This window comes from Gardnerella sp. KA00243, from assembly GCF_049244105.1.
Taxonomy (GTDB): Bacteria; Actinomycetota; Actinomycetes; order Actinomycetales; family Bifidobacteriaceae; genus Bifidobacterium; species Bifidobacterium leopoldii.
Map to the genome: position 1 here is coordinate 382,619 of NZ_CP058375.1, position 24,399 is coordinate 407,017.

The 24,399-nt window shown below is 39.2% G+C and carries 18 protein-coding genes; 6 read left to right on the plus strand and 12 right to left on the minus strand.

Going from position 1 to position 24,399, the window contains the following annotated elements; all coding sequences use genetic code 11:
• Positions 1 to 81 precede the first annotated feature (81 nt).
• On the plus strand, positions 82 to 2,463 hold the full coding sequence (locus HXT50_RS01500) for a DNA gyrase subunit B (protein ID WP_421776934.1): 2,382 nt from the start codon (positions 82 to 84) through the stop codon (positions 2,461 to 2,463).
• A 116-nt stretch (positions 2,464 to 2,579) separates the two neighbouring features.
• Positions 2,580 to 3,755, plus strand: coding sequence for an MFS transporter (locus HXT50_RS01505; protein ID WP_410297088.1), 1,176 nt, complete (start codon positions 2,580 to 2,582; stop codon positions 3,753 to 3,755).
• Positions 3,756 to 3,889: 134 nt separating this feature from the next.
• Here HXT50_RS01505 and HXT50_RS01510 read toward each other — a convergent pair whose 3' ends face one another.
• Together HXT50_RS01510 and HXT50_RS01515 are read right to left on the minus strand one after the other, a co-directional pair.
• Entirely contained in the window at positions 3,890 to 5,644 is a 1,755-nt protein-coding gene (locus HXT50_RS01510) for a PASTA domain-containing protein (protein ID WP_421776935.1), read from the minus strand.
• Between the two features lie 114 nt (positions 5,645 to 5,758).
• Positions 5,759 to 8,422: a DNA gyrase/topoisomerase IV subunit A gene (locus HXT50_RS01515; RefSeq protein WP_421776936.1), complete on the minus strand. Its 2,664-nt coding sequence runs from the start codon at positions 8,420 to 8,422 to the stop codon at positions 5,759 to 5,761.
• Positions 8,423 to 8,583: 161 nt separating this feature from the next.
• Between HXT50_RS01515 and HXT50_RS01520 the strand changes: the two genes are divergently transcribed.
• Positions 8,584 to 9,843 carry an alkaline phosphatase family protein gene (locus tag HXT50_RS01520; protein WP_421776937.1) on the plus strand — a complete coding sequence of 420 codons (1,260 nt, stop codon included), beginning with the start codon at positions 8,584 to 8,586 and terminating at the stop codon, positions 9,841 to 9,843.
• 138 nt (positions 9,844 to 9,981) lie between these two features.
• Here the strand turns inward: HXT50_RS01520 and sepH are convergent, their stop codons facing one another.
• The gene (gene sepH / locus HXT50_RS01525) at positions 9,982 to 11,190 is read right to left on the minus strand and encodes a septation protein SepH (RefSeq protein WP_421776938.1); all 1,209 of its coding nucleotides are present in this window, start codon (positions 11,188 to 11,190) and stop codon (positions 9,982 to 9,984) included.
• 158 nt (positions 11,191 to 11,348) lie between these two features.
• Here sepH and HXT50_RS01530 point away from each other — a divergent pair, with 158 nt between their 5' ends.
• From HXT50_RS01530 to HXT50_RS01540, 3 genes are all read left to right on the plus strand, one after another.
• Positions 11,349 to 11,642, plus strand: coding sequence for a DUF4193 domain-containing protein (locus tag HXT50_RS01530; protein ID WP_004106775.1), 294 nt, complete (start codon positions 11,349 to 11,351; stop codon positions 11,640 to 11,642).
• Positions 11,643 to 12,122, plus strand: coding sequence for a dUTP diphosphatase (dut, locus tag HXT50_RS01535; RefSeq protein ID WP_421776939.1), 480 nt, complete (start codon positions 11,643 to 11,645; stop codon positions 12,120 to 12,122).
• Between the two features lie 121 nt (positions 12,123 to 12,243).
• Positions 12,244 to 14,595 (plus strand): RelA/SpoT family protein, encoded by a 2,352-nt coding sequence (locus HXT50_RS01540; protein ID WP_004119477.1) that lies wholly within the window; start codon positions 12,244 to 12,246, stop codon positions 14,593 to 14,595.
• Positions 14,596 to 14,684: 89 nt separating this feature from the next.
• On the opposite strand, the gene HXT50_RS01545 is transcribed toward HXT50_RS01540, so the two are convergent.
• From HXT50_RS01545 to HXT50_RS01585, 9 genes are all read right to left on the minus strand, one after another.
• A complete protein-coding gene (locus tag HXT50_RS01545) occupies positions 14,685 to 14,966 on the minus strand; it encodes an HU family DNA-binding protein (RefSeq protein WP_004119480.1) in 282 nt (93 codons plus the stop codon).
• A gap of 205 nt (positions 14,967 to 15,171) precedes the next feature.
• On the minus strand, positions 15,172 to 17,607 hold the full coding sequence (locus tag HXT50_RS01550; protein ID WP_116442712.1) for a lysylphosphatidylglycerol synthase transmembrane domain-containing protein: 2,436 nt from the start codon (positions 17,605 to 17,607) through the stop codon (positions 15,172 to 15,174).
• A 15-nt stretch (positions 17,608 to 17,622) separates the two neighbouring features.
• A complete protein-coding gene (gene purB / locus HXT50_RS01555; RefSeq protein ID WP_415696186.1) occupies positions 17,623 to 19,065 on the minus strand; it encodes an adenylosuccinate lyase in 1,443 nt (480 codons plus the stop codon).
• A gap of 61 nt (positions 19,066 to 19,126) precedes the next feature.
• Positions 19,127 to 20,734 carry an esterase/lipase family protein gene (locus HXT50_RS01560; RefSeq protein ID WP_117008801.1) on the minus strand — a complete coding sequence of 536 codons (1,608 nt, stop codon included), beginning with the start codon at positions 20,732 to 20,734 and terminating at the stop codon, positions 19,127 to 19,129.
• Position 20,735: 1 nt separating this feature from the next.
• Positions 20,736 to 20,924 carry a hypothetical protein gene (locus HXT50_RS01565; protein ID WP_004119491.1) on the minus strand — a complete coding sequence of 63 codons (189 nt, stop codon included), beginning with the start codon at positions 20,922 to 20,924 and terminating at the stop codon, positions 20,736 to 20,738.
• Positions 20,925 to 21,036: 112 nt separating this feature from the next.
• A complete protein-coding gene (locus HXT50_RS01570) occupies positions 21,037 to 21,627 on the minus strand; it encodes a DUF6466 family protein (protein WP_004119493.1) in 591 nt (196 codons plus the stop codon).
• Positions 21,624 to 22,739 (minus strand): vWA domain-containing protein, encoded by a 1,116-nt coding sequence (locus tag HXT50_RS01575; protein ID WP_174164382.1) that lies wholly within the window; start codon positions 22,737 to 22,739, stop codon positions 21,624 to 21,626. The genes HXT50_RS01570 and HXT50_RS01575 overlap by 4 nt, the downstream gene beginning before the upstream one ends.
• The gene (locus HXT50_RS01580; RefSeq protein WP_421776940.1) at positions 22,736 to 23,872 is read right to left on the minus strand and encodes a vWA domain-containing protein; all 1,137 of its coding nucleotides are present in this window, start codon (positions 23,870 to 23,872) and stop codon (positions 22,736 to 22,738) included. Before HXT50_RS01580 ends, HXT50_RS01575 begins: the two co-directional genes overlap by 4 nt.
• Positions 23,872 to 24,399, minus strand: coding sequence for a hypothetical protein (locus HXT50_RS01585; protein ID WP_174143352.1), 528 nt, complete (start codon positions 24,397 to 24,399; stop codon positions 23,872 to 23,874). Before HXT50_RS01585 ends, HXT50_RS01580 begins: the two co-directional genes overlap by 1 nt.

Sequence of the window (24,399 nt, forward strand, 5' to 3'; positions counted from 1 at the left end):
TCGTATTGTTGCTTTTGCGATAGTACGACACTTATTGCTTAAAATAATCGGTTGTACGTTTAATAAGTGCAAGGGGTAGAAGTGGTCTCTCATAAAGAGCAATATGATGCTGATAGCTTGACTGTGCTTGAAGGCTTAGACGCAGTTCGTAAGCGTCCAGGCATGTATATTGGCACTACAGACAGTCAAGGTTTAATGCATTGCCTTTGGGAGATTATTGACAACGCAGTTGACGAAGCTTTAGCTGGAGCTTGCGATCATATTATTGTTACTCTTCACGACGATGGATCTATTGAAGTTGCAGATAACGGTCGTGGTATTCCAGTAGACGTTGAGCCTAAAACAAAACTTACAGGCGTTGAAGTTGTTTTAACTAAGCTTCATGCTGGAGCAAAGTTTGGCAACGCTTCTTATAATGCTGCAGGCGGTTTACATGGCGTTGGCTCTTCTGTTGTAAACGCTTTAAGCTTGCGTTTAGATGTCGAAGTTGATAGAGACGGTAAAACGCATCATATGGCGTTCCATCAGGGACATCCTGGAGTTTATAGTGATGCAGATCCAGAGCATCCATCTCCTGCTTCTCCGTTTAAGCGCACGCGAAAAAATAAGCCTACTGAGCTTGAAATTATTGGCACTGTTTCGCCAAAAACTACCGGCACTCGTGTACGCTACTGGGCGGATCCAGAAATTTTTAACTCAACTGCGCATTTCAGCTATGAGCAGCTTATTGCTCGCGTGCGTCAAACAAGTTTCCTGGTTCCAGGCTTAAAAATTACTGTTATTGACGAGCATGTGCCTGAAGGTGAATCTGCAAATATTGAAGAAATTGATTCTCCAGAAGACAATGTTATAGAAGATAATGCTGCAGAAGATAATCTTCTTGAAAACCAGTCTGATAATAGCGATGACTCTGTGCCTGAATTTGAAGAATTAGAATCTGAAACAATATTAGAAGATGAAGATGATTCTGAAGATGAGACTGAAAATATCGCGAATGAAGATGCTGAATCTGAAGAATCAGTTGCACAATCTGTTGCAAATGCTGAGTCTGCTAACTCAATGCAAAATAAGCATCATCCTCGAGTAGTTGAATTTTTGCATAATGGTGGCGTCAAAGATTTCGTTGATTTTCTTTCAAAAGGTGAAGCAGTATCGGATATTTGGCGTATTTCTGGCGAAGATACATATGTAGAAGAAACGCAAGCTGTTGATTCTGCAGGAGATTTACATGCTCAACAAGTAACGCGTAAGTGCGGCGTTGACATTGCAATGCGTTGGGTAAACGGCTACGATTCAACGATTATTAGTTTCGTAAACGTTGTTGAAACTCCTGGCGGAGGTATGCACGTTGACGGATTCTTGCAAGGATTGACCAAGCAAATTCGTAAAGCTGTTGAAGACAACGCACGCAAATTAAAAGTAAATCTTAAAGATTCGAATACGAAAATTGAGCGAGACGACATTACAGCAGGATTGGTAGCAGTCGTAACTGTTCGCATTGCTGAGCCTCAATTCCAAGGTCAAACTAAGGATGTTCTTGGAACCGCACAAGTTAAGCCAATTGTTACTAAAATGACTGATGCTCAATTTGGTGAGATGATTACTGGATCTAAGCGAGGATTCAAAGAGCAGTCTGCTAGGGTTTTGGAAAAAATCGTTTCCGAAATGCATGCTCGTGTTCAGGCGCGTAAAACTAAGGAAGTTACGCGCAGAAAGAATGCGCTTGAGTCTGCTTCAATGCCACCAAAACTTTCTGATTGCCAGCCTGGAAACGACGATGTTGCAGAACTTTTCATCGTCGAGGGTGATTCTGCACTTGGCACTGCAAAAGCTGCTAGGAACTCTGCTTTCCAAGCGCTTCTTCCAATTCGCGGTAAGATTTTGAACGTGCAAAAGGCAAGTCTTGCACAAATGCTTTCAAACAAAGAGTGTGCTGCAATTATTCAGGTTGTTGGAGCGGGATCGGGCGCAAGTTTTGATATTTCGCAAGCGCGTTATAACAAGATTGTTATGATGACTGATGCTGATGTTGACGGCGCGCACATTCGTATTTTGCTGCTGACGCTGTTCTATCGTTATATGCGTCCGCTTATTGAGCACGGTCATGTTTATGCTGCAGTGCCGCCTCTTCACAGAATTGCGCTCGCTGGAAAGCGAAAGGGTGAGTATATTTATACTTATTCAGACGACGAATTGGCTGGAAAGCTTGATGATTTGCAAGCTAAGGGCATTGATTTTAACAGCGATATTCAGCGCTATAAGGGCTTGGGCGAGATGGATGCGGATCAGCTTGCAGACACTACTATGGACCCTAGAACCCGTATGCTTCGAAGGATTCGTATGGAAGATGCTCAGCAAGCGAGCGAAGTATTCGATTTGCTGATGGGTGATGATGTTCCTCCGCGCAAGCAGTTTATTGTTGATAACGCTGATGACTTTGATCGTTCCAAAATCGATACCTGATGTCGGCATGTTGTTTGCGTTGCTTTATGTCGCCTTGTATATTTATATTCCTTTATATTGCTTTATGAAGGCGTGTTTGCGTTAGAAATATGAAGTACTAATGTTTGGGAATTTTTATGATTAACCTTCTTCTTGCTGTTATTTATCTTGCTTTCATCAGTTTGGGTTTGCCGGATGCTCTTCTTGGAGCTGCATGGCCTACTATGAGTCACGATATTGGTGCGCAAATTTCTTGGGCTGGCGGAATATCAATGGTTATTTCTGCAGGAACAATTATCTCTGCATTACTTTCGAACAAACTTACGTGCAAATTTGGCCCTGGGAAAGTTACGCTTATTTCAGTTGCTCTAACAGCTTTAGCGTTACTAGGTTTTTCTTTTGCTCCGAATTATCTTGTGCTTATTTTTCTAGCTATACCCTACGGTTTAGGTGCTGGAGGAGTGGATGCGGCTCTTAATAACTACGTTGCAGTGCACTATGAGAGTTGGCATATGAGCTGGCTTCACTGCATGTGGGGAATTGGTGCTTCTGCAGGTCCTTATGTTATGGGTTTTGCGCTTTCGCATGGTCAAAGATGGACTGCTGGATACCAGTATATTGCCGTTATGCAGATTGCTTTAACACTTGTGCTGCTCATGAGTTTGCCGTTGTGGAAAAACAATAAAAAGAATGAATTGAATAAGATCGTTGAGTCAAAAACAAAATCTTTTGAAAAGGTATCTTATGCGGGAATTTTGCGCATTCCAGGAGCTAAAAATATACTTATTATGTTCTTTTGCTATTGTGCGTTGGAACAAACTGCAGGCTTGTGGGCTAGTAGTTACATGGTTTTGCATGGAGGAGTTAGCCGCATTGTTGCAGCTGGTTGGGCAAGCCTGTTCTATGTTGGTATTACGGTTGGTCGTTTTGTAAGCGGATTTCTTACTATGCGTTTTAACGATGCAACCATGATTCGTATTGGGCAGTGCGTAATGCTTATGGGCATTCTGGTGTTGCTGCTGCCTTTGCCGAATCATATTGAGCTTGTTACAGGATTCATTATTATTGGACTTGGTTGCGCTCCTGTTTATCCATGCATCATTCATTCAACTCCGCATTATTTTGGTGCTGATAAGTCTCAAGCAATTGTTGGCATGCAAATGGCAAGCGCATACATCGGCTCTATGGTAATACCTGCGATTTTTGGAATAGTTGCACAGAATGTTTCCATGATGCTGCTTCCAGCTTATTTGCTTATTCTTCTCGCTGTAATGACTTTTATGCATGTGCGTCTGATGCGCGTTTATGCATAATAATCTCTTATAATAAAATTAAGCCCTTAAAAAGTTGAAATACTACAACTAGAAGGGCTTAATTTTATTGATAAGCAAATGATTAAGCGTTTTTTAAGTGCTAATATTATTTGCTTTACAACGTCAAATTTTAACTACAAGGTTTTTATAATATCGAACCTTAACCAATTTAAAGGTTCTTCAATCTTGTAATAAACATTGTCGTCGTCTGGAGCTGGCGCGAAAGGCACTGGCTTGTTCTTTTTCGTTGGCACAAACGGGCTAGTTGGATAATCGGGTCCAGTAACTCCATCAGGAATAGCTACTTGTGTTTTATCGTACAGCTTTGGATCTCTTCGCATAATGAATGGTCGGCTAAAATCAGGCTTATTTTTCCCTTTGCCTTTAAAGTATCCGCTCTTTTCAAGTTCATCAAATTTTGTATTTACAGGAACAAGCACAAAGAAATCATGCATTTTGTAGGTTAATCCTGTATTAGCATCTTTGTTAGAACCTTTATACATTCCTTGATCATCAAATTTTTCAGGGCTGTTTTCTGCGTTTATATCTTTACCATGTTCACAAACTCTTACACCTGGTGATGGGGAAAATATATTGTTTCCGCAAGATGGCAAATCTAATCCTTTGTAGAATTCTACTGCGCCAGTATCGCCGGAAAGTAAATGATTTTTCATCATATCATTCATAGGTAATTTTTTATCGTATAGAATAGATCCAGATATATCTTGCGAATAGTTATTCATGCTAAGATAATTTTCATCACTTATCATAATAGGCTTAGCTCCATCATTCATGAGATCGCCAACGCGTGTCCCTAACACAACTGTAGATTCACCTTCAACAAACGATGGCATTTCATTGAAGTATAAGCATTCGCCGCCTTTATTACACCAAACTCCTGCAATTGGAGAAAGGCCTTTTGTTACGCGGACATCAGCATTATTTATTCCGTCCAGATGCTCTTTTTTAGTTAGTACTTCTTTTGTTTCACTTGCATCAACACCGTAGTATAGAGTAACCTTTTTTACTTCTTTCAAATTTTCTTCACCCAATGCAGGGTAGGAGCCCACAATTTTATCAATATAATTACGAGAAGAAAATCGTGGTTTTAATTCGTATTTCGTTATTCCAACTTTTTCCAGTATTTGTTTTGCGCTGTCTATATCTTTTCCTAACAAGTCTGCAGGTACTACTTTTTTGTTGCATTTACTAGCAATAGCAATATGCATATTGTCACCTTCGTAAGCTGCATTAAAAGCTTCTCCGGGCATAGGATAAGTTGAAATAATGGTTCCAGGCTTTACTGTTGCAGGAACTTTATGAACTTCTACTTTTAAGCCCATTGCTTTTACTTCGTCAGTAATTTCGTCTACAGTTTTCCCAATAACGTTTTTTGGCATACCTGGACCAAGAGATTCCACAACTGTTATTTTTGTGGAATGATTAACCTTACTACCTGGTTTAATGCCTTTTAATGAAATAAAAGAACCTTTTTTGCGTTTATTAAGTTCCCTAACAATTTCTACTTTAAAACCTTTTGAGCGTAAATTCGTTGCAGCAGCTTGAGCATTTGTATCTTTAATCACTGGCACTGTGACCATACCTGAATTTGGCTGTACTTGCGTTATGTAATAAATCGTTCCAGCGGTCGCAACTATAGCTAGAACTATTATTGCGCAAATAATTGATATGAATGCGCCTTTTTGCTTATTATTTTTATTACTTTTATTAGTTTCTTCTTGCAACTCTTGAGCATGTGTTTGTTGCTCTACTTGATTTATTTCTTGTTCTTTAGTTTTATCTTCGTAATTTTCGTTAGGCGTACCGCATTGTTCGCAAAACTTTGCATCGTCTACCATGCTACTGCCGCAATGAGTGCAAAATGACATATTTTCCCTTTCTCTTTAAAAAATTTACCTAATTTTTAATAGCTTTAGTTTTATATTATCTATTTTCTTATTGGTGACTAATCACTAATAATTTTCTAAAAATTGTTCGTAATGCTATCCAATATGTGCAATTGGGGAAACAAGCTCAGTTCCAGAAGCATCCCTACGCATATCTGGTTTAGGTAGCTCAACATTGCTTCCGCCTTCTGTAACGGCTTGCAATGGATAGTATCCAACGTACGCGTGTATCAACGTATCTTGACCTTTAAGGAATCTTTGCGAGCGCACGCCACCAGTTGCGCGACCTTTTGTTGGGTACATGTCAAATGGAGTAATCTTTGCAGAACCGTTTTCGGTTCCAGGAAGAGCTTCACTGTCTCCAGCAACGGTGAACACTACTGTTCCAGAAGCGGAGAATAAACCATTTTCACCTTCTTCGTAATGCCACTCTATTGATTTTTCTGGCACTACTGCGAAGGTTGCAACTTTAGCGCCTTCTGCTAAACGAATGCCTGCCATTCCGCCTGCTGTACGTCCTTGTGGCCTAACTTGTTTAGCGTCAAAAGTAAGTAATGAAGAATCACTACTAATGAACACAAGTCTGTCGTTGTCTTCCGCTGGGGCTGCAGCAATAACGGTGTCGTCGTCTTTTAAGTCAATTATGCTCCATGAATCCATGGTAGTTGGAGCTTCAAAATTCCATCTTTTAACTACACCGTTTCGTGTGCCGATTGCAAGTGGAGTAGCATCTTGTGAGGCATTAAATGCTATTGCTGAAACTACATGTTCTCCTCTTACTGGATCCGTGCTTTGTGTGGAAGTTAGCAATTCTTGTGCTTTTACTCCGTGGCTCAGTAGTGCAGGTTTTCCTTCTTCGTAGTTAAGTTGTGGCAAGTCTGCAACATGAGCTAGAACTAGTCGACCAGATGAAGTAACAAGAGCATAAGTCGAACGCGTTGTTGTCGCAAACATTGTTTTACAAGGAGTGTTAAATACGTTGTTATTGTGTGAATTCCAATGTTCTAACACTGCAATGCTTGTTCTAGCAATTAACCCGGAAGTGCTTAATGCTACTGCGCAAGGTTCGTCACTTAATTGCATTGCAACAGAAGATGCGTCAGCTTCTCCAGTTTTACGAGCTGCATTAGCTGCTGCAGCCAAATCTGCTTGAGTTGAAGTAATTTTATTTGCTGATTGCACAGCTTTAATCGCAATATCCTCACTGTTTTTATTTATGCTGGAGGCTACTGGAGTAAAACTACCATCTTCATTTTCGTCAAGCAAAATTGTTCTGCGTGGAGTATCCCATTGTTTAACTGCAGTATCCATATCTGCTATTACGACGTTGTCGAGTTTTGCTTCAGAACTTAATATTTGATTTAGCTCTTCAATTTTTTTGAGCAAATCGTCGCGTTCAGCTTCGAGCTCTATTCGGCTCATTTTAGTAAGTCTGCGAAGACGTAAGTCAAGAATATACTGTGCTTGAATTTCATCAAGATCGAATACTTTAATTAACTTAGTTTTTGCACTATCTGCATCTTCAGATGAACGAATAACCTGAATTACTTCATCAATATCAAGAAGTGCAAGAAGTAAGCCGTCAACCAAGTGTAAGCGTTCTTGAGCTTTTTTGCGCCTAAATTCGCTGCGTCTGCGTACTACTGTTCTGCGGTGAGAAATCCAAACGTCTAATAGCTCTCTCAATCCCATTGTGTGAGGTCTGCCGTCAACAAGTGCAACATTGTTAATAGTAAAGCTCTCTTGCAAAGGAGTGTGCTTAAAAAGTTGAGCAAGCACAGCGTTAGGATCAAAGCCTGTCTTAATCTCAATAACAATACGAGTTCCGTTATGTCGATCTGTTAAATCAATAGCACCTGAAATACCGTCTAATTTTCTTGATTTAACTCCTTGAGAAATTCTTTCCAAAACGCGTTCTGGTCCAACCATAAACGGAAGTTCTGTAACAATAATAGCTTTTTTGCGAGCAGTAATATTTTCTATATGTGTTGTAGATCTTGTAGTGAATGCTCCGCGACCTGTTGCGTAAGCTTCGCGAATGCCACTTCGACCAATGATAATTCCTCCGCTAGGCCAGTCAGGTCCTGGAACTAGTTTCATAAGATCATCTAGGGTTGCGTCAGGATGTTTCATAACATATTTTGCTGCAGCAACTACTTCTCCTAGATTATGTGTTGCCATATTAGTTGCCATGCCTACAGCAATTCCAGAAGCGCCATTTACTAAAAGATTTGGAATAGCTGCAGGAAGCACAGTAGGTTCTTTTAGTTTATTGTCGTAATTTGGTACGAAATCAACTGTATCTTCGTTGATATCCGCGTTCATACCTAGTGATGCAGGAGCTAAACGCGCTTCTGTGTATCGAGAAGCTGCTGGACCGTCGTCAAGAGAACCAAAATTACCGTGTCCGTCAACAAGTGGCAAGCGTAGTGAAAATGGTTGAGCTAAGCGAACCATTGCCTCATAGATTGCAGAATCACCGTGAGGATGAAGTTTACCCATTACTTCACCAACAACGCGCGCTGATTTCATATAAGCATGATCAGGACTCAAATTCATATTGCCCATTTGATACACAATGCGTCGCTGCACTGGTTTCATTCCGTCTCGTGCGTCCGGTAAAGCTCGAGCATAAATAACTGAATAAGCATATTCCAGGAAGGATTTGCTCATTTCTTCGTTCAATGGTGTTTCAACAATATGCTCTTTAACTTTTCTTGGGTCGAAAGCTTGCTGTGTTGAGTGATGGCGTGAGGGCATATTTAGAACTCCTTGAATGACATTACGGCTATCAATCTTACCAATTTATATGCACAAACAGCATGTTTTTGCTGAATTTTTCAGCAATTTGATTAGTTATTTATATAAATATTTGTTATTCGCGTTTTGTTCAATGCAATATAAGTGGTTCAATAGTAAGTATGAGTGCTGAAATACCGTCTGAAAATGATCTTTTACAATTCGTTGGAAATGTTAAGTACGGTGATTTTTCTAATTTCGCAGTTAATGAAAATTTTTCTTATGATTTTAATGAAAAAAATCTTGGTGGAGCGTTACATATATCTTCGATTCTTCCAGCTTTAAGTGATGCAATAGATGCTCCCGTTAAAACAGCTATTCATAACGATCTACACGCTTTACGAAAAAGCCTTGGTTTCCCTAAATCTAATTCTGCAATTGTAGTGCTAATAGATGGTTTAGGATACTGGAATATTCTTATGCGCAAAGGTCACGCTCCTTACTTACGATCCTTGCTTAAAGAATCAATAAATCAAAGACCAATTAGCACGTGTGTCCCAAGCACAACTGTTGCTGCAATGGCTACTTTTGGAACAGGCACATGTCCGGGTCTTACTTGTATGACCGGTTACACGCAAAAGAATTCTCAAACTGGTAAACTTGCGCAGCTTATTCAATTTAATGATGCGCCTGATCCGCTAGTTTTGCAGCAAGAGCCAACTATATTTGAAAGTTTAGTTTCTAATGGAGTCCGTGCAGATAGCGTGGGATTACCAAAGTTTGAAAATACTCCTCTTACCAAAGCTGCTTTTCGTGGAGCAAATTATATTACTGCTGGAACTCCTAGAGCTCGCATTCTTAAGGCTGCTAATAGCAGTAAAACTCCAGGTTTAACTTATATGTATTTACGTGACGCTGATAAAACCGGTCATAATTATGGTTGGGATTCTCAGCAGTGGGTTTCTGTTTTTGAGCAAATTGATGAGCAGTTGCGTCTTTTGCGAGCAAATTGTGCTCCTGGAACATTAATTGTTATTACTGCAGATCATGGGATGATTAAATCTGATCCCAATAAGCGAGTTGATATTGCTAAGCATGATGAGTTGATAAAAGGCGTATCGATGGTTGGCGGTGAACCTCGTTCTGTAATGTTGTATGCTAACAGTGACGCAAATCCTGAAGATATTATTTACCGTTGGCGTGAATATTTTGGAACTAATGCAATTGTACGTAGTAAAAAACAAGCCATTGACGATGGTCTTTTTGGTTTAGTAAACAACAGGGCAGAGGCTGTTATTGGCGATGTTATTGTGCAAGCTTGTGGAGCTTACACAATTGTTGATTCTCGCATTCAATCTGATAAAGCTATGAGTTTACCTAGCGTTCATGGATCAATGACTCACATGGAAATGGATATTCCGTGCCTCATAGATTTAGTGTAATTAGTGAGTTTTTGCTTCTAGTATTGAAAATGTTTTTATAAATCACAACTTAGCAAATAAAATGTGTGACACTCAAATTTTACTAAGAGTGTCACACATTTTGTCAATAAGCGAAAAATTTATTTTTAAACTTCTTATTTAGCTTTCACCAAATAATATTTCATCCCAGCTTGGTACTGCTGCTCTTCCAGCTTTACGTTTATTGTGCTCAGAAGATGATTTTTCTTGACCATTAGCATTAATTTCTTGATTATTTTTAGCAGAATTTTGATTACTTTCAGCAGCATTTTTTTGCAAATTCGTATTAACAATATCTGCTTTTTCAGCATTTTGAACTTTTGCAGCCAATGATTTTTGTGCTTCATTAGACTCATTGACGATTTTGCTATTCGTTTCGTTTCTATTAATAAATTCAGCATCCGGTTGTATTAGCGAAGGCTGCTGAGAATTATCTTCTTTAATAAATTGCGTATTTGTTTTAGTAGAACGCTTAGAATAGCCTTTTTCTAATACTTGCTGTATGTCAGAATTATTGTCCTGATTTTCGAAGGAAGATTGGGCTTGTGCATCTGCAAGTTTGTCACTGTTTCTAAGTTCCCATTGAGAAACAGCTCGTTCGATTCTGGCAGAACGAATAGAATTTCCTGGAAGCTCTTCAGTGTTGAATGGGAAATTAATGCTTACAGTGTCTCTATAAGCTCCACCATATGGAGACTGTTTAGAAGTATCCGCTGCATTAACATCTTCACCAAGCAATAATCTAGACGAAGGGTTCGCGCATGTAACAGAGTTGTCATGCATGTTCCATGTCCACTCAGCTTTAATAGTGCGACTAGCAGTTTTGAAAGTAGCAGTAATTCGCCATGGCTCTAATCCTCTGCGCGTTGCTTTCCATTGCACTGTTTCCATGCCAATATGTGCTTTAGCTAACGTTCTTTCAATTAAATCTGCAATAGTGCGCATATTGCTTTGTTTAGGAGCAGGTACTAGAAGGAACTGCTCAATTGCATACTGCTTTTCGGTTTCAACGCCTGCAGAAAAACGCCTAACTTGTGCTTCACTAACGTTGTATCTTTGTGCTACATGTGAAGGTGCAACTCCTGCGCGAATCAATGCCTGAATTTGCGAAATAGGCAATGTTGCATTAGATTGCATAGAATTTGCGCCAGCGTTTGCTGAGTTCTGTTCATCGCTGTTTTTACTCGTAATTTTATGTGAACCAGCGATGGCGCGTTCCAGCGTGTCGTCCACTTGAATACGTAACGGCGTGTTTTCACAAATGAAAATCAAATTACCGTCTGCGTCAATATGGTCGAAACTCGCCTCTTTTGGCGGATTTTCAAGCATTATGCACCACTTTCTTCGCTTTTAACAATACTATTTATATACTTTAGTCCATACACTGCATTCTTTACCATTTTATTTAAAATAAAAAATGTGTAATATACGGGGTAGTATTCGTGTATGCTATGCGCGTAAGTAGCTTTAAAAACGAAAGGACCATAATGGCACAGGATTATGATTCTCCTCGTAGCAAAGATGAGGACGAAGAGTCGTTGGAAGCTTTGAGTAAAGGTTCTCAAAATTCAAGCAGCGATATTGACGATGATGAAAATGCTATTGCTGAAGACTACGAGTTGCCAGGTGCTGATTTAAGTAACGAAGATGCATCCGTAACTGTTATCCCTATGCAAGGCGATGAATTTATTTGTTCTGAATGCTTCTTAGTTAAGCATCGCAGCCAGTTAGCTGAAACTAATGCTGATGGTCAGCCTATTTGCAAGGAGTGCGCAGCTTAAATGGCATATGACGAGACCTATACTGGCCCCGAACAGGTTGAGGTATTAATTAAGTATCTCGATGATGAAACATCTACATTACAGCCGCTTTGCTACGCGCATGCAGGTGATGCAGGTGCCGATTTAAGAACTACCCAAGATTTTACCTTGCGTCCTTTCCAGAGAGCGCTTGTTCCTACTGGAGTTGCTATAGCTTTACCTGCAGGTTATGTTGCTTTAGTGCATCCTCGTTCTGGTTTAGCAACAAAACAGGGTGTGACTGTGCTAAATGCACCTGGAACAGTTGATGCCGGGTATCGTGGTGAAATTAAGGTTCCTCTTATTAATTTAGATCCTGAGAACACAGTGCAATTCCATAAAGGTGATCGTATCGCTCAAATGGTTATACAACGTTATGTAGAAGCACAATTTATTCCCGCATCTAAATTACCTGAATCTGATCGCTCTGATAAAGGTTTTGGCTCCACTGGCGTACAATAATCTTTTTATAAATATCCGACCGGTTTTTAAAACTGAGTCGGATTTATTGTATGTATTTTTTGTTTTTGTAGTGTATTGAGCGAATTGCAGGTAGGATAGTAAAAGTACCAGGAGGTGCCAAATGGGTGAACTTCAAGAGGATGTAAAAGGATCCAATAGGCTCGGATGTGAAATCAGCGAAGATTCTCGAAATCCATTATTGCCAATATTGAGCATGTGCCAATGGCATCATCCTAATGAGGATATGAGCATTCTTCATAGAGCTTATGATCGTGCTGTAAAGCAGCATACAGGTCAAAGACGCAAATCTGGTGAGCCATACATTATTCATCCTCTTGCTGTAGCTCAAATTCTTGCAGATCTTGGAATGGGACCAATTGTTGTTGCTTCAGGATTATTACACGACACTGTAGAAGATACAGATTACACGCTAGAAGAATGTCGAGCTGAATTTGGCGATACTGTAGCAGGTCTTGTAGATGGTGTTACAAAAATATCCAACATGGAATATGGCGAAAGTGCTCAAGCAGAAACTATTCGTAAGATGGTTGTTGCAATGAGCCGCGATGTGCGAGTGCTTGTAGTAAAGCTTGCGGATCGTTTGCACAATGCTCGCACTTGGAGGTATGTTAAGCCATCAAGTTCACATAAAAAAGCAAGAGAAACTCTTGACGTATATGCGCCTCTTGCTAACCGTTTAGGTATGAATGCAATTAAAACTGAACTTGAAGAGCTGAGTTTTAAAGTACTGTATCCAAAAATTTATAATGAAATTGTTGTTTTAGTTGCTCGTAGAGCAGGTCAGCGCGAAGTTTATTTACGACAAATTCTTGAAGAAATTAATGCAGATCTTGCAGAACAACACGTTAAAGCATCAGTAAAAGGTCGACCAAAAGATTATTTCTCTATTTACCAAAAAATGATCGTTCGAGGTCATGATTTTGCTAATATTTACGATTTAGTTGGCGTGAGAATAATAGTCGATTCTATTCGTGACTGTTATGCAGCATTAGGTGCAGTGCATGCTCGATGGAGCCCTGTTCCAGGACGTTTTAAGGATTACATTGCAACTCCAAAGTTGAATATGTATCAAAGCTTGCATACTACAGTTGTAGGCCCTGGTGGAAAGCCAGTAGAGATTCAAATACGCACATGGGATATGCATAGGCGTGCTGAATTTGGTATCGCAGCGCATTGGAAGTACAAAGCTAATGGTCAGGCTGGTCGCGCTTTAAGTAAGCCTGATAATGATGATTTAAAACGCGAAAATAATATTGATGACAAAAAAGAGCTTAGCGAAGCAGATAATCTTAAGTGGATTCAACAGCTTGCTGATTGGACTAGTGAGACTCCAGATTCAGATGAATTCTTAGGTTCATTAAAGCAAGATCTTGGTGCTTCTGAAGTTTATGTTTTTACTCCAAAGGGGAGTATTGTTGCGCTTCCGCAGGATGCAACTCCTGTTGATTTTGCATATTCTGTGCATACTGAAGTTGGTCATCGCATGATGGGTGCTCGTGTAAATGGACGTTTAGTTCCTCTTGATACGAAGCTTTCAAACGGTGACACTGTAGAGGTACTTACTTCAAAGTCGGATACAGCTGGACCATCACGCGATTGGCTGAGTTTTGTAAAATCTCCTCGTGCTCGAAATAAAATACGTCAATGGTTTAGCAAGGAACGCCGCTCTGAGGCGATTGAAGAGGGCAAGGATGAGCTAACTCGCGCTATGCGTAAACGTAACTTGCCTTTAACTACTTTGATGACGCAGCAGGCATTAATTGGCGTTGCTGATGAATTGAATTTGCCTACTAATGTTGAGTCTTTATATGCGGCTATTGGCGAAGGCCAAGTTTCTACACAGAATGTTATTTCGCGTTTAGTAAAAGATGCGGGCGCTGATGAAGTTGCAGAAGAAGTAGAACAAGAAGCATTGCCTTTACGTCATGTTGAGCGCAGCCATAAGTCTAACGGCGCTTTGGGAGTATCAGTTAAGGGTGTTGGAGACGTTTGGGTAAAGCTTGCAAAATGTTGCATGCCAGTTCCAGGAGATATGATTATTGGTTTTATAACACGAAACCAAGGTGTGTCTGTGCATAGGACTGACTGCCAGAACATGCTCGATTTGCAAAAAACTCAATCAGAGCGCGTTATTCCTGTTCAATGGACTAGCGATAAAGGCTTGTTCTTGGTTAAGGTCCAAGTTGAAGCATTGGATCGACAACATCTTCTTTCGGATGTTACTCGCGTTCTTTCAGATCATGGAGTAAATATTCTTTCCGGAACTATTGCTACAGGCGATGACCGTGTTGCAACAAGTCAATTTACCTTTGAAATGGCAGATCCTCAGCACTTAGCAACTCTACTTGCTGCTATCCGTAAAATTGAAGGCGTTTTTGACGTTTACCGCATTACGGGAGCAAAAGATAGCGCAGAGCCGCGTTTGCGAAAAATGGAACGAGGAGATTTATAAAAGATGGGCACCCCAGCTTTGGAGTGCCCATCTTCGTTTTTGCGCAAATAGTATTTGTTTAATGTAATAAATACGAAAAACGCTTAATTTCAGGCAGTGACAGCCTTCTTCAACAAGGAGCCAGCAGAAATACGTACACCGTAAGAAGCTGGAATCTTGATTGTTTCACCGGTACGCGGGTTGCGGCCAGTGCGCTCAGCACGCTTTACGCGTTCTGCGGAGAACAGACCAGTAAGCTTCAAACCTTCACCGGACTGTAAAGCCTCAACGAACACATCCTGGAATGCGTTGACGGCGGCTTCGGCCTGTGCCTTGGTCAGGTTGGACTTCTGTGCGATCTTAGAAACGAGATCAGACTTGTTGTATGCCATGCAGCATCCTTTGTGTCAGGGGACCTTCTCTTCAAAGGTCACGTTCATACTAGATACTAGTACATTTTCCCTACAAATGTAGCCATTTTTGCATTTTTTCTTAATATTTTTATTTATTTTTTGTTATTTTTTATTTAAAACATACTCGTATTAAATCAGATACGATATTTGCTAATAAAAATACACAAATGTTTGTAAATCTCACTTATATAAGCTCATTATTGCTAAGCCACTTCATTGCAAACGCGCCTAACGGAATTCTTAACCAGTAGAACATAAGTCTATACAGAAGGGTGGCAGACAAAGCAACTGTTGGAGGAACACCTACAGATGTAAAAGCGAAAGTAAGAGAAGCTTCGACAGCACCCAAGCCGCCTGGTGTAGGCACTGCCGACCCAGCAGCGTTAGCAAGTAAGAATAGTAAGATTGTTTCCCAAGGATTTGCGTAATATCCAAATGCAAGTAAAGAAATCCAATAACCCAATCCAATGCATGAAACAAGCACAATAGCACCGAAAGAGCCCGCAATAAGTTGCATAGGATGTGAAATAAGTTCCTTAATTTGACGACCGTAATCAGATAATATTGGCAAATAATGTTTGCGAATTGTTTTACGAGCGGACGGGATAACCATTAAAACACAAACTATAAGAGTGATTATTCCAATGAAAGTAATGAGCATATGAGTAGGAATCATTCCAGAAAGCACATTTTTACCAGTGAAAACGCCTATAGAAAGTAATACCAAAGTTGTCATTAATGCTTGAATAAGCCATACTGCACTAGTAATTGCTGTAGCTTGAGCTGGGGTGTACCCGTTTTTCTTTAATAATTGCATATTTACAAATGCAGGACCAACACCAGCAGGCATAGAAACTGCTGTGAAACCAGAAGCTGCTTGAGATGCAAACAAAACATGTGCAGAAGGTTTTTGATCATCCATGAATGAGCCGAGAGTAATTGCAGATCCAATCCAAGCAAACATGCTGCAAGCAAAGCACATAAATACCATTACATTATCTGCGTGACGCAAGGCAGCAAATATTTCCTGCGGATGCCACTGTGTAGCAATAACAGCAACAGCAACAATCGAAAGAACTAAGCTAACAAAGAAACGTATATTGAAACGAGCTAAACGCACAGTATCATATTCTTCTTCATCTGTGCTTAAAGCAACTGTTTCACTTAGCTTATTGCAAAGATTTTGGAAAACTTTTTTATTCCAAGATGGCAAAGATCTCGTAGAAGCAGGAATAGCGGCTTTTTGCATAAAAGGCAATAGCGCAGATAACTTTTCTACACCCCATGTGTTAATAGCAGCTTTAAGAGCAGTGTCAATATCTGTGCAAGATGCAATAAGCGTTAAAAGCTGAACTTTATCAAGTGCAATATTTGTATCATCGCTGGCAACATCGCCATTTTGCCAACCTGCAATAACTGGGGTTCCATCTTCAAGCCTAGCAATAGTTTCAGGAGTGATGCGTCTATGCGTAATACCGCGAGTATTAGCCGCATCGACATAACGCATTAATTTTGCTGCATCATCAATAGTTAAAGTGTTCAAATTACAAGGCAGCAGAGCGTTAGAAGCGTGAAAAACCATTATTGAAGATTTATCACTGTCGCTTACTCCATAAACATTCGCTGTTGGCAAATGCATATTTCGTAAAACAAGAAGCATAGAAAGATGGTGATGAACAGAATGCCTAGCAGAACGATCTCTACGAGTCGGTATATCTACTAAACGCACCCACTGCCATAATTGATTTAAATAACCTGGTAAATGAACTTGATTATCTAATACTGAAATTACATAACGTATGCCGTGAATGTCTGTTGCATCATACAATCTTGAATTTTCAATTAAATCGTCATCAAGACTTGAACGAAGAACTCCAGTATGATCAGCTTGCTGAGTTCTACGAGTTAATTGAGTAAGATTATCTATGCCAATATTTTTTAAAGCAAGAACAATATCGTCACCCCAAGCACCCTTACTGCGTGTGCCTTTTGCGAAACGAATAAGCGTACCAATTGCTCTTCCTAAGCAGCATGATACAAGAACAGCAGAGTAGGAGTCCCAAGATGAAAATAGAAGTATTGCTGTAACAATGAATAAAGCATTCCAGCCCCACATTACATGCTTATATTCGCGTCTAGGACCACTAACTGTAAGAAAAGCAACTAGAACAGCATACATGTCTGGAAGCAAATCAGCCCAAGTGTTATTGGACTGCATTTGTAAAGATTCAATCAAAGCTATATTGTGTGTAGAAAATATCGCAATAGATAACAGCCATACTGAACCATAACTTATAAACAGTGTAATAACAGAAATAGCGGTATCAATCCAACGCCTGTCAGAAACCATGTGTGCAATAACTTCTGCAACAACAATGAGAGTAAGACCTTGCTGTATCAGAACAAATGAAAGATTATTAAAAGATAATCCTATAATTTGAGTAGCACTTCGTGCATCAATCTTCATAGCATCAGCTGTTGCTGATAAACACATTGACGACAACAAAGTAAAAACGCCAATTACAACTGATGATATTGCATACAACAAATCAGCCCAACTACGTACTAAGCTAGGCTGAGTATCTTCAATAACAAGATTTGGATTTATGCTAGATTGCATGGCTTTACCGTCTACTTAATCAATAAAGTCCACCAATCGTGAAGCAAATCCAGTGTAAGATTCTGGTGTCATTGCTTGCAAACGAGCTGCAGTATTGGCATCAAAGCTACGAGATTTAATGAATTCTTCTACGTCACTTTGTGAAATATGGTGACCGCGCATTAATTCTTTTACTTGCTCATATGGTCGTTCCATACCAGGTACGCCAGCAATTTCTTCAGCACGCATTGCTGTTTGAATTGGCTCTCCAAGAACTTCCCAATTTCCGTCTAATTCTTTTGCCATAAATTCTTTATTAGGATGAATAGACTTCAAACCGCCTAAAAGATTATTCAAAGCAAGAAGAGCATAACCGAAAGCTGAGCCAACATTCCTTTGAGTAGTAGAGTCTGTAAGATCACGCTGCCAGCGGCTTTCAGTAAGAGTTGCACATAATGTGTCAAACAGTGAGCAAGAAATCTCAAGATTAGCTTCAGCGTTCTCAAAACGAATAGGGTTAACCTTATGAGGCATAGTAGAAGATCCTGTAGCTCCCTTTACAGGAACTTGCACAAAAATACCCCTAGAAATATACATCCATACGTCAACTGCAAGATTATGCAAAATATGGTTTATGTGACTTACAGTGCTATAAAGTTCAGCTTGCCAATCGTGGCTTTCAATTTGAGTTGTTAATGGATTCCATTGAAGACCCATTCTATTTTCAACAAACTCTTGAGATACGCTAATCCAATCAACTTCTGGGAAAGCAGCTAAATGAGCTCCAAAAGTTCCTGTAGCACCATTCAACTTTCCTAAATACTCTTGATTATCAAGATGACGAAGTTGACGACGTAAACGATATGCAAACACTGCCAATTCCTTACCCAAAGTAGTTGGAGTAGCAGGCTGGCCATGAGTTAACGAAAGCATAGATAAATCTCTATATTCGTTAGCATTCTTAACTAAATAATCAACTATCGCTTCTAAATTCGGACGATAAACGTTTAAAACAGCTTGCTTTACGCAACGCGCAATAGAAAGATTATTAATATCTTCACTTGTGCATGAAAAATGCACTAAAGTTTTTAAATTTGAGAGCTCAGTAGCATGACCAAGCTTATTCTCTGCTTCGTCTAACGCATCGTCAATGTAGTATTCAACTGCTTTAACATCGTGATGAGTAATAGCCTCATGCGCAGCATGACGAGCAATTCCTTCAGCATCAAAATTTTCAGGAATAGAACGCAAATATGAGCATTCTTCATCAGTTAAAGGATTAACACCCTTAACAATTGGCTGGAATCGATTAGCTTCATAACCATTTGCGAGAAGAATCATCCACTCAACTTCTACACGCATGCGCTCGCGGTTTAACGCAGGTTCGCTTAAGTATTCAACGAGTGCGGATGTTTGATTATGATAACGTCCATCGAGAGGAGTCAGAGCTATTGCAGGAGAAATATCGGTAAGCTTCATAGTTTAAGGTTACATCATGCTGCGAATTAGCTTAATTTTACTCGATAAGAATTTAATTATTTTATTTTTTCATTACTCCTTGCCACAATGTAGTACTTTGCAATTTGCCATTAATAGTATTCTGAAAATGTCGATCTTGTTCGCGCACACTTTTAGATCCGAGTTGAAGAGCATCTTCATAAGCTGCAGTATGGTAATGCAAATCATGAGTTAAAGTTCCTTCTTCTGGAACATCATTAACGAATATTCCGTCATTATCGAATTTTTTAATCGAATATTGTTTGCCAGAAAAACGCGTGACTCCAGGAGGTAAAGAACGCTTAGATTCTTTAACATGAATTGCATGCCCATGAATAGTCACCCAATTATTTCTACGAGGATTCTCCTTGCCATCTAAAGATGGTACAATCTCATCGTCCATCTCAATACTAGTAACCCAAGTCTTCTTGGGAATTGGATGATTTGCAATAGGAGATCCAGCAGTAACAACATGCTGTATGTTGTACTGTTTAGAGTAATCGCTTGCAATGCTTGCTGCAACAATGCCTCCCTGAGAATGGCCTACTAAAGCAACAGGCTCGTTAGGTTTAATTCCAGAACGTTTCATAGCTTCTACAACCATTCGAGTGCTATCAGCTTGTTTTCTCATTAAAGAACTATGACTCATTACTTCTGCGTTTTGTGCCCAACCAAAAGGAGAGTGTGCTTTACCGTCAGTTCCTGGAATTATTACTAACCATGACGAACTGCCATCGCTGCGCTTAAAACGTTGAATTGCAATAGTAGCAGCATCTGGATTAACAAGTGGTGGCCTAACGCCCAAATTTCCGCTTCCAAGTTCCGTTAAATTTTCTAAAGTTTCAAGCAGATTACGTCCAGGTCTAGCAAGAACAGATCCAGGTTTTCTCCACGTCTCATTTACTTTAGTGAGAAGTAAATTATTACCTTGCTTTCGATCATTAATAGGCGCGCTTACGAAGCTAAGAGCACTAGAAATAAATGGAATAGCTTGTGATAAATATTTTTGAGCATTGGATAAAAAGTTTAGTGAGGTTTCACGCTCTTTTTTATTTATGGGGCCTTTCGCATTTCCGGCAATAAATATTGGCAAACTTGTAATAGGATTTAAAATAAGGTGCTGCGATAAACCTCGAATAATTCCTTGTTGCATACTCTTAGTTGCGTAGGACCATTTAGCAAGATATTGGAAACCTGAATGATTTTTATCATCTTGTTTGACAGCAAGACTTGCGGACAATAAAACGTGTAAAGCAAAAATAGGGTTTGCAAGAGCCAAGAAAGAAATTTTATTGTCTAACTCGTCTTTTGCACGAAATTCTGCATCTTCATATAAATTATTTGCTCTTACAATAAGAAAAGCAAGATTTTCTAAATTTTGAGACATTAAATAACATTTATGAGCATACTCATGACATATGCTTTCAGTTAAAAATGATTGCGAAGAATCATGAATATATGCTCCTGATTCTTTTTGTATACCATAATTTTGACCGGCAATAACCATCGCTGCATTAAGCCATAAATTTTTTAGCGTAAGCAATTCTTTAGCAATATTGTTGAGTTTTCTGGAAAAACTAATATACGCTTCTCTATCAGCAACGCTAATCGTCATTCCACCTACAACAGAGGACTTAACTTTCCAAGACATACTATATTCCTCCGCGAATGTTATATAACGCATACGCTTGTGCGGAAATATTTTTCATACTATGACGAAAATGTTCGGCTGCAAGCCCTTGCCAATCTTCTAATTCAGTCGCTGCGGATTCTGCTATAACGCAGCGAGCGCACTCTTGAGTGCGTTGTATAAGCCATTGCCATTCGTAATATGTGTGCATAATCGTTATTACACACGTTCATTAATAAAAAGTCACTAAAAAATATTCAATGTGGTTAAAAGGTTATTCAATGCTTATTGCTTCGCTTATAACCAATCTTGAAGATTTAAAATTACCAAGGCTTATTGCTGCTTTCATCAGTTTTAGTACGTTTTTCTGTCTTTTCTAAACCTTGCTGGTCTTCTTGATCCTGTGAATATTTAGAATCCACATGATCGTTCTGTTTTAGCAAGTTTTCAACTTTATTGCGCTGAGTATTGTCCAACTGAGGCTTAGACGAATCTGACTGCTTTTTATCTTTAGAAGGATTGTCAGAATTATCGTTTTTAAAATGATTGTTATGCTTTTTCGGTTTCTGTTGCTTATTAGTATTGTTTTGATTCTGCTTTAATTTTTCTGTTAACTTTCGTGATAATTCAGCATTTTTGTCAATACTACTTCGAAGTTGAGGAAGCAGCATCATTTCTTGAGATTTAGCATCATCAAATTGAGCATCAGTTTGCTGTTGCTGAGTTAAAAGCACATTCTTGTCGCTATCGATACTCTTGGAAGATTTTATGTTAGAAATAAGGCTATCAGTAGCAGCATTATATGCGTATTGTGCTCTCCAATTTACGATAGCAAAATACGCTATTAATATCGCAATAATCAAGAACAAGAATGTAACAATGCGAATAATTGTGCGACTAGACATGTGCTTCATACTAATTTCCTTGAAGTTATAAACCACGACATTAATTCCCAAATTAAAAGTATCGACGCAAATATTGCAAACGGCCAAATAATTGGTTCAGGTCTCAAACGAGGCTTTGCTGTCTCGTTCATTCTCCATTGGTGTGAAAGAATTGGTTTTGCTTCGTCTCCAAATGTTACATTTAAAGATGAGTGCATATACTTGCCGCTAAGCTCATCGGCAATATTTCGTAAGTTCTTTTCATCAAGCTTTGAAATGCCAGGATTGCCCGTAGCAGGATCAATAACCCATTGATTAGAGGTATTGTTTTCGCTGTAGTCGTCAAGTTGCAGCTGTGTTTTTTCCAAAGGTATTTTAGCTCCTTTAGATGAGCCTATTCCAATAACAAATGCGTTAGTAATATAAGCTCTGAGCGATGAAAATGTGCGGCGCTTCCGTTGAGTTGTTTCCTCACCGTCGCTTATAACATACAAAACTGTTGTGTCATCTGGATGAGCATCATGTATAGCTTTTGCAGTAAGCAAAGTTTGATCTATAGGTGCGTCAAGACTAGTTCCAGTAGCTACGCTAGTTGGCTCAGTTCGTAGAGTATTTATCCAATTGTCAACTGCTCTAGCATCAGGCGTCAATGGGACATCAACAGACGTAGAAGCACCAAAAGAAATAGCAGCAAAACTTGAGTTAGCATAGGATTTTGTTATTTGATGAATAATATTCCTTGCTGCTTCAATACGCTCAATCTTACTATTTTTTGCATAATCAGCGTCTTTTGCTCTCATTGAACCTGTTATATCTAGAGCAATAATCACGTTTGTTGCATTTACTGCTCTTTGTAAAGTTGAACGCATAATACTTGGAGATAGCACGCAAATTATTAGCATTATACATATGCCAATACGTCTTAATCTCATGCAAAAAGTTTCATCACTTGATTCAGGTTTCCTGCGTATAGGCACAATTTCAAAAAACATTGCTGCCAACAAAACCAATATTGCAATAATCGCAATAATCCAACCATATGATGGAGAAAAAACCAACTGACCTGCTTGAGAAGTGTCAGAAGCTTCAGTTTTAGCATGTGCAAACAGTAGGGTAGTAGCAGAAAATAGTGTTGTTGTCATCGCTTCATCCTCTTTGCAATAGCTAGCCAAATCACAACGCTAAATACAGTAAACAAAACCCAAAGACCAGGATCGTCACTAAATGCAGACTGAGCAGCGCCTTGAGGAATTGCTGTATGTCTTTTTTCAATTTCTTTTACTAAATTAATAACGGAATCAGAATTGCGTTGAGACAGGAAAATTCCACCATGAGATTCAATAAGCCGTTTCATTTCTAATGTAGTGTCATCATTCTCATTCTGTTTTGCGCCAGAATATAACCCATCGACAGTAATTTTAGCCTGCTTTGTTAAATCTAAAGCTTGCTTTAATGAGTAAGTTTGTTTTCCAGAAACAACATTATCTGTAGCAAGAACAATAGAAGAACTCCTATTAAAACGGCTTTGTATTTTATGGTTATTATGAGCAGAACCATAAATAAAACCTGGAAGCATTGCTGCGCAACTAACTAAACCGTCTCCAATAAGCGATGTTGCGTTTTTGCGATTTTGAGTTCCTTCAAGCCAGTCAGAAATTTCTTGATATTGACGTTGTTGTAAACGATTAATGCGACTTTGCGATTGAACTCCGCCAAGCAAATTTGCAGCATATTGCAATTGTTTTTTAGCCAATCGATAGTCGTCAGTCAGTGGAAAAACTGTCCTAGATGTGGAGTTAAAAATGCTCAATCCAATGCGTTCACCCTGAAAATGCTCAATAAAATTAAGATACGCTTGAATCACTTCGCGATCATATGGTAGAGCAGAACCTGAAACGTCTAAGCATAAAACAATGTCTCTAGAACTAACTTGCTCGTTCGCATTAAACACTCGTGCTGGCCTGGAAGCAACAGCAAGCGCACTGCACAAAGATACTACCAATGCAGCCGTAGCAAACTTTCTAAACATTCGCCACATATACCATGAATGACTAGTAGTAGTTCCTTGTAGATCATTGTCAAAAGTAAAAGTATAGAATTTTCGCGTAATATTACTAGTTTGACTCTTATACTTCTTTTTTAAAATATTGCTACGAATGGAATCTAAAATTAGTAAGACAGCAAAAATTGCTACAGAAACAACAACACCTGCAACAAAAAGCAGCGGCCATTGCCATCTCCATGGCCATATGTATTCCCAAACATTATTACTCATCAACGTTTGTCCTTCGTTTGCCAGCCTTCAAGCAATACTAAAACCCATTCAGCAGCCTGCTCAACAGTAGTATTTCGCGCTTGCTCGTTTGCTTTGCGATCAGCAAATTCTGGAGGATACAAAGCAGATATTGTTTGGCGTAACATATCAGCACCTTTTTTATTGCGCCATTTCAAACGCAAAGAAGCCAATTCTCCCAAAGTGTGAGTTTGAATATCTTCACCGCTCATCTTCGAAATATAAGATCTAGCAATAGACGCCAATTTTGCACAAGCCTGATCTTTAGTAAGTTCATTGTTATGATACTTCTCAACAATCGCATCAATATCTTTACGCCAAGCTTGTTTGTTTACATTATGAACGTGAACTGCTTCTGTAGAATTGCTACTTTCAGCTAATTTCTTTGGCTTTTTAAAAGAAAAATATAAAACCGCAAAAGCAATAAAGATAATAACAAGCGATGCAGAAAGTAGTATTAAAAAAAGCGTTTCATCATGTAAAGGCTTTTGAATATCTTCCAGGCTCAT

Coding starts and splice junctions, on each gene's coding strand:
- dut (WP_421776939.1), top strand. CDS start 11,643: ATGGCATATGACGAGACCTATACTGGCCCCGAACAGGTTGAGGTATTA.
- sepH (WP_421776938.1), bottom strand. CDS start 11,190: ATGCTTGAAAATCCGCCAAAAGAGGCGAGTTTCGACCATATTGACGCA.
- HXT50_RS01530 (WP_004106775.1), top strand. CDS start 11,349: ATGGCACAGGATTATGATTCTCCTCGTAGCAAAGATGAGGACGAAGAG.
- HXT50_RS01540 (WP_004119477.1), top strand. CDS start 12,244: ATGGGTGAACTTCAAGAGGATGTAAAAGGATCCAATAGGCTCGGATGT.
- HXT50_RS01575 (WP_174164382.1), bottom strand. CDS start 22,739: ATGACAACAACACTATTTTCTGCTACTACCCTACTGTTTGCACATGCT.
- HXT50_RS01565 (WP_004119491.1), bottom strand. CDS start 20,924: ATGCACACATATTACGAATGGCAATGGCTTATACAACGCACTCAAGAG.
- HXT50_RS01510 (WP_421776935.1), bottom strand. CDS start 5,644: ATGTCATTTTGCACTCATTGCGGCAGTAGCATGGTAGACGATGCAAAG.
- HXT50_RS01585 (WP_174143352.1), bottom strand. CDS start 24,399: ATGAGCCTGGAAGATATTCAAAAGCCTTTACATGATGAAACGCTTTTT.
- HXT50_RS01580 (WP_421776940.1), bottom strand. CDS start 23,872: ATGAGTAATAATGTTTGGGAATACATATGGCCATGGAGATGGCAATGG.
- purB (WP_415696186.1), bottom strand. CDS start 19,065: ATGAAGCTTACCGATATTTCTCCTGCAATAGCTCTGACTCCTCTCGAT.
- HXT50_RS01545 (WP_004119480.1), bottom strand. CDS start 14,966: ATGGCATACAACAAGTCTGATCTCGTTTCTAAGATCGCACAGAAGTCC.
- HXT50_RS01515 (WP_421776936.1), bottom strand. CDS start 8,422: ATGCCCTCACGCCATCACTCAACACAGCAAGCTTTCGACCCAAGAAAA.
- HXT50_RS01550 (WP_116442712.1), bottom strand. CDS start 17,607: ATGCAATCTAGCATAAATCCAAATCTTGTTATTGAAGATACTCAGCCT.
- HXT50_RS01570 (WP_004119493.1), bottom strand. CDS start 21,627: ATGAAGCACATGTCTAGTCGCACAATTATTCGCATTGTTACATTCTTG.
- HXT50_RS01520 (WP_421776937.1), top strand. CDS start 8,584: ATGAGTGCTGAAATACCGTCTGAAAATGATCTTTTACAATTCGTTGGA.
- HXT50_RS01560 (WP_117008801.1), bottom strand. CDS start 20,734: ATGTCTTGGAAAGTTAAGTCCTCTGTTGTAGGTGGAATGACGATTAGC.
- HXT50_RS01505 (WP_410297088.1), top strand. CDS start 2,580: ATGATTAACCTTCTTCTTGCTGTTATTTATCTTGCTTTCATCAGTTTG.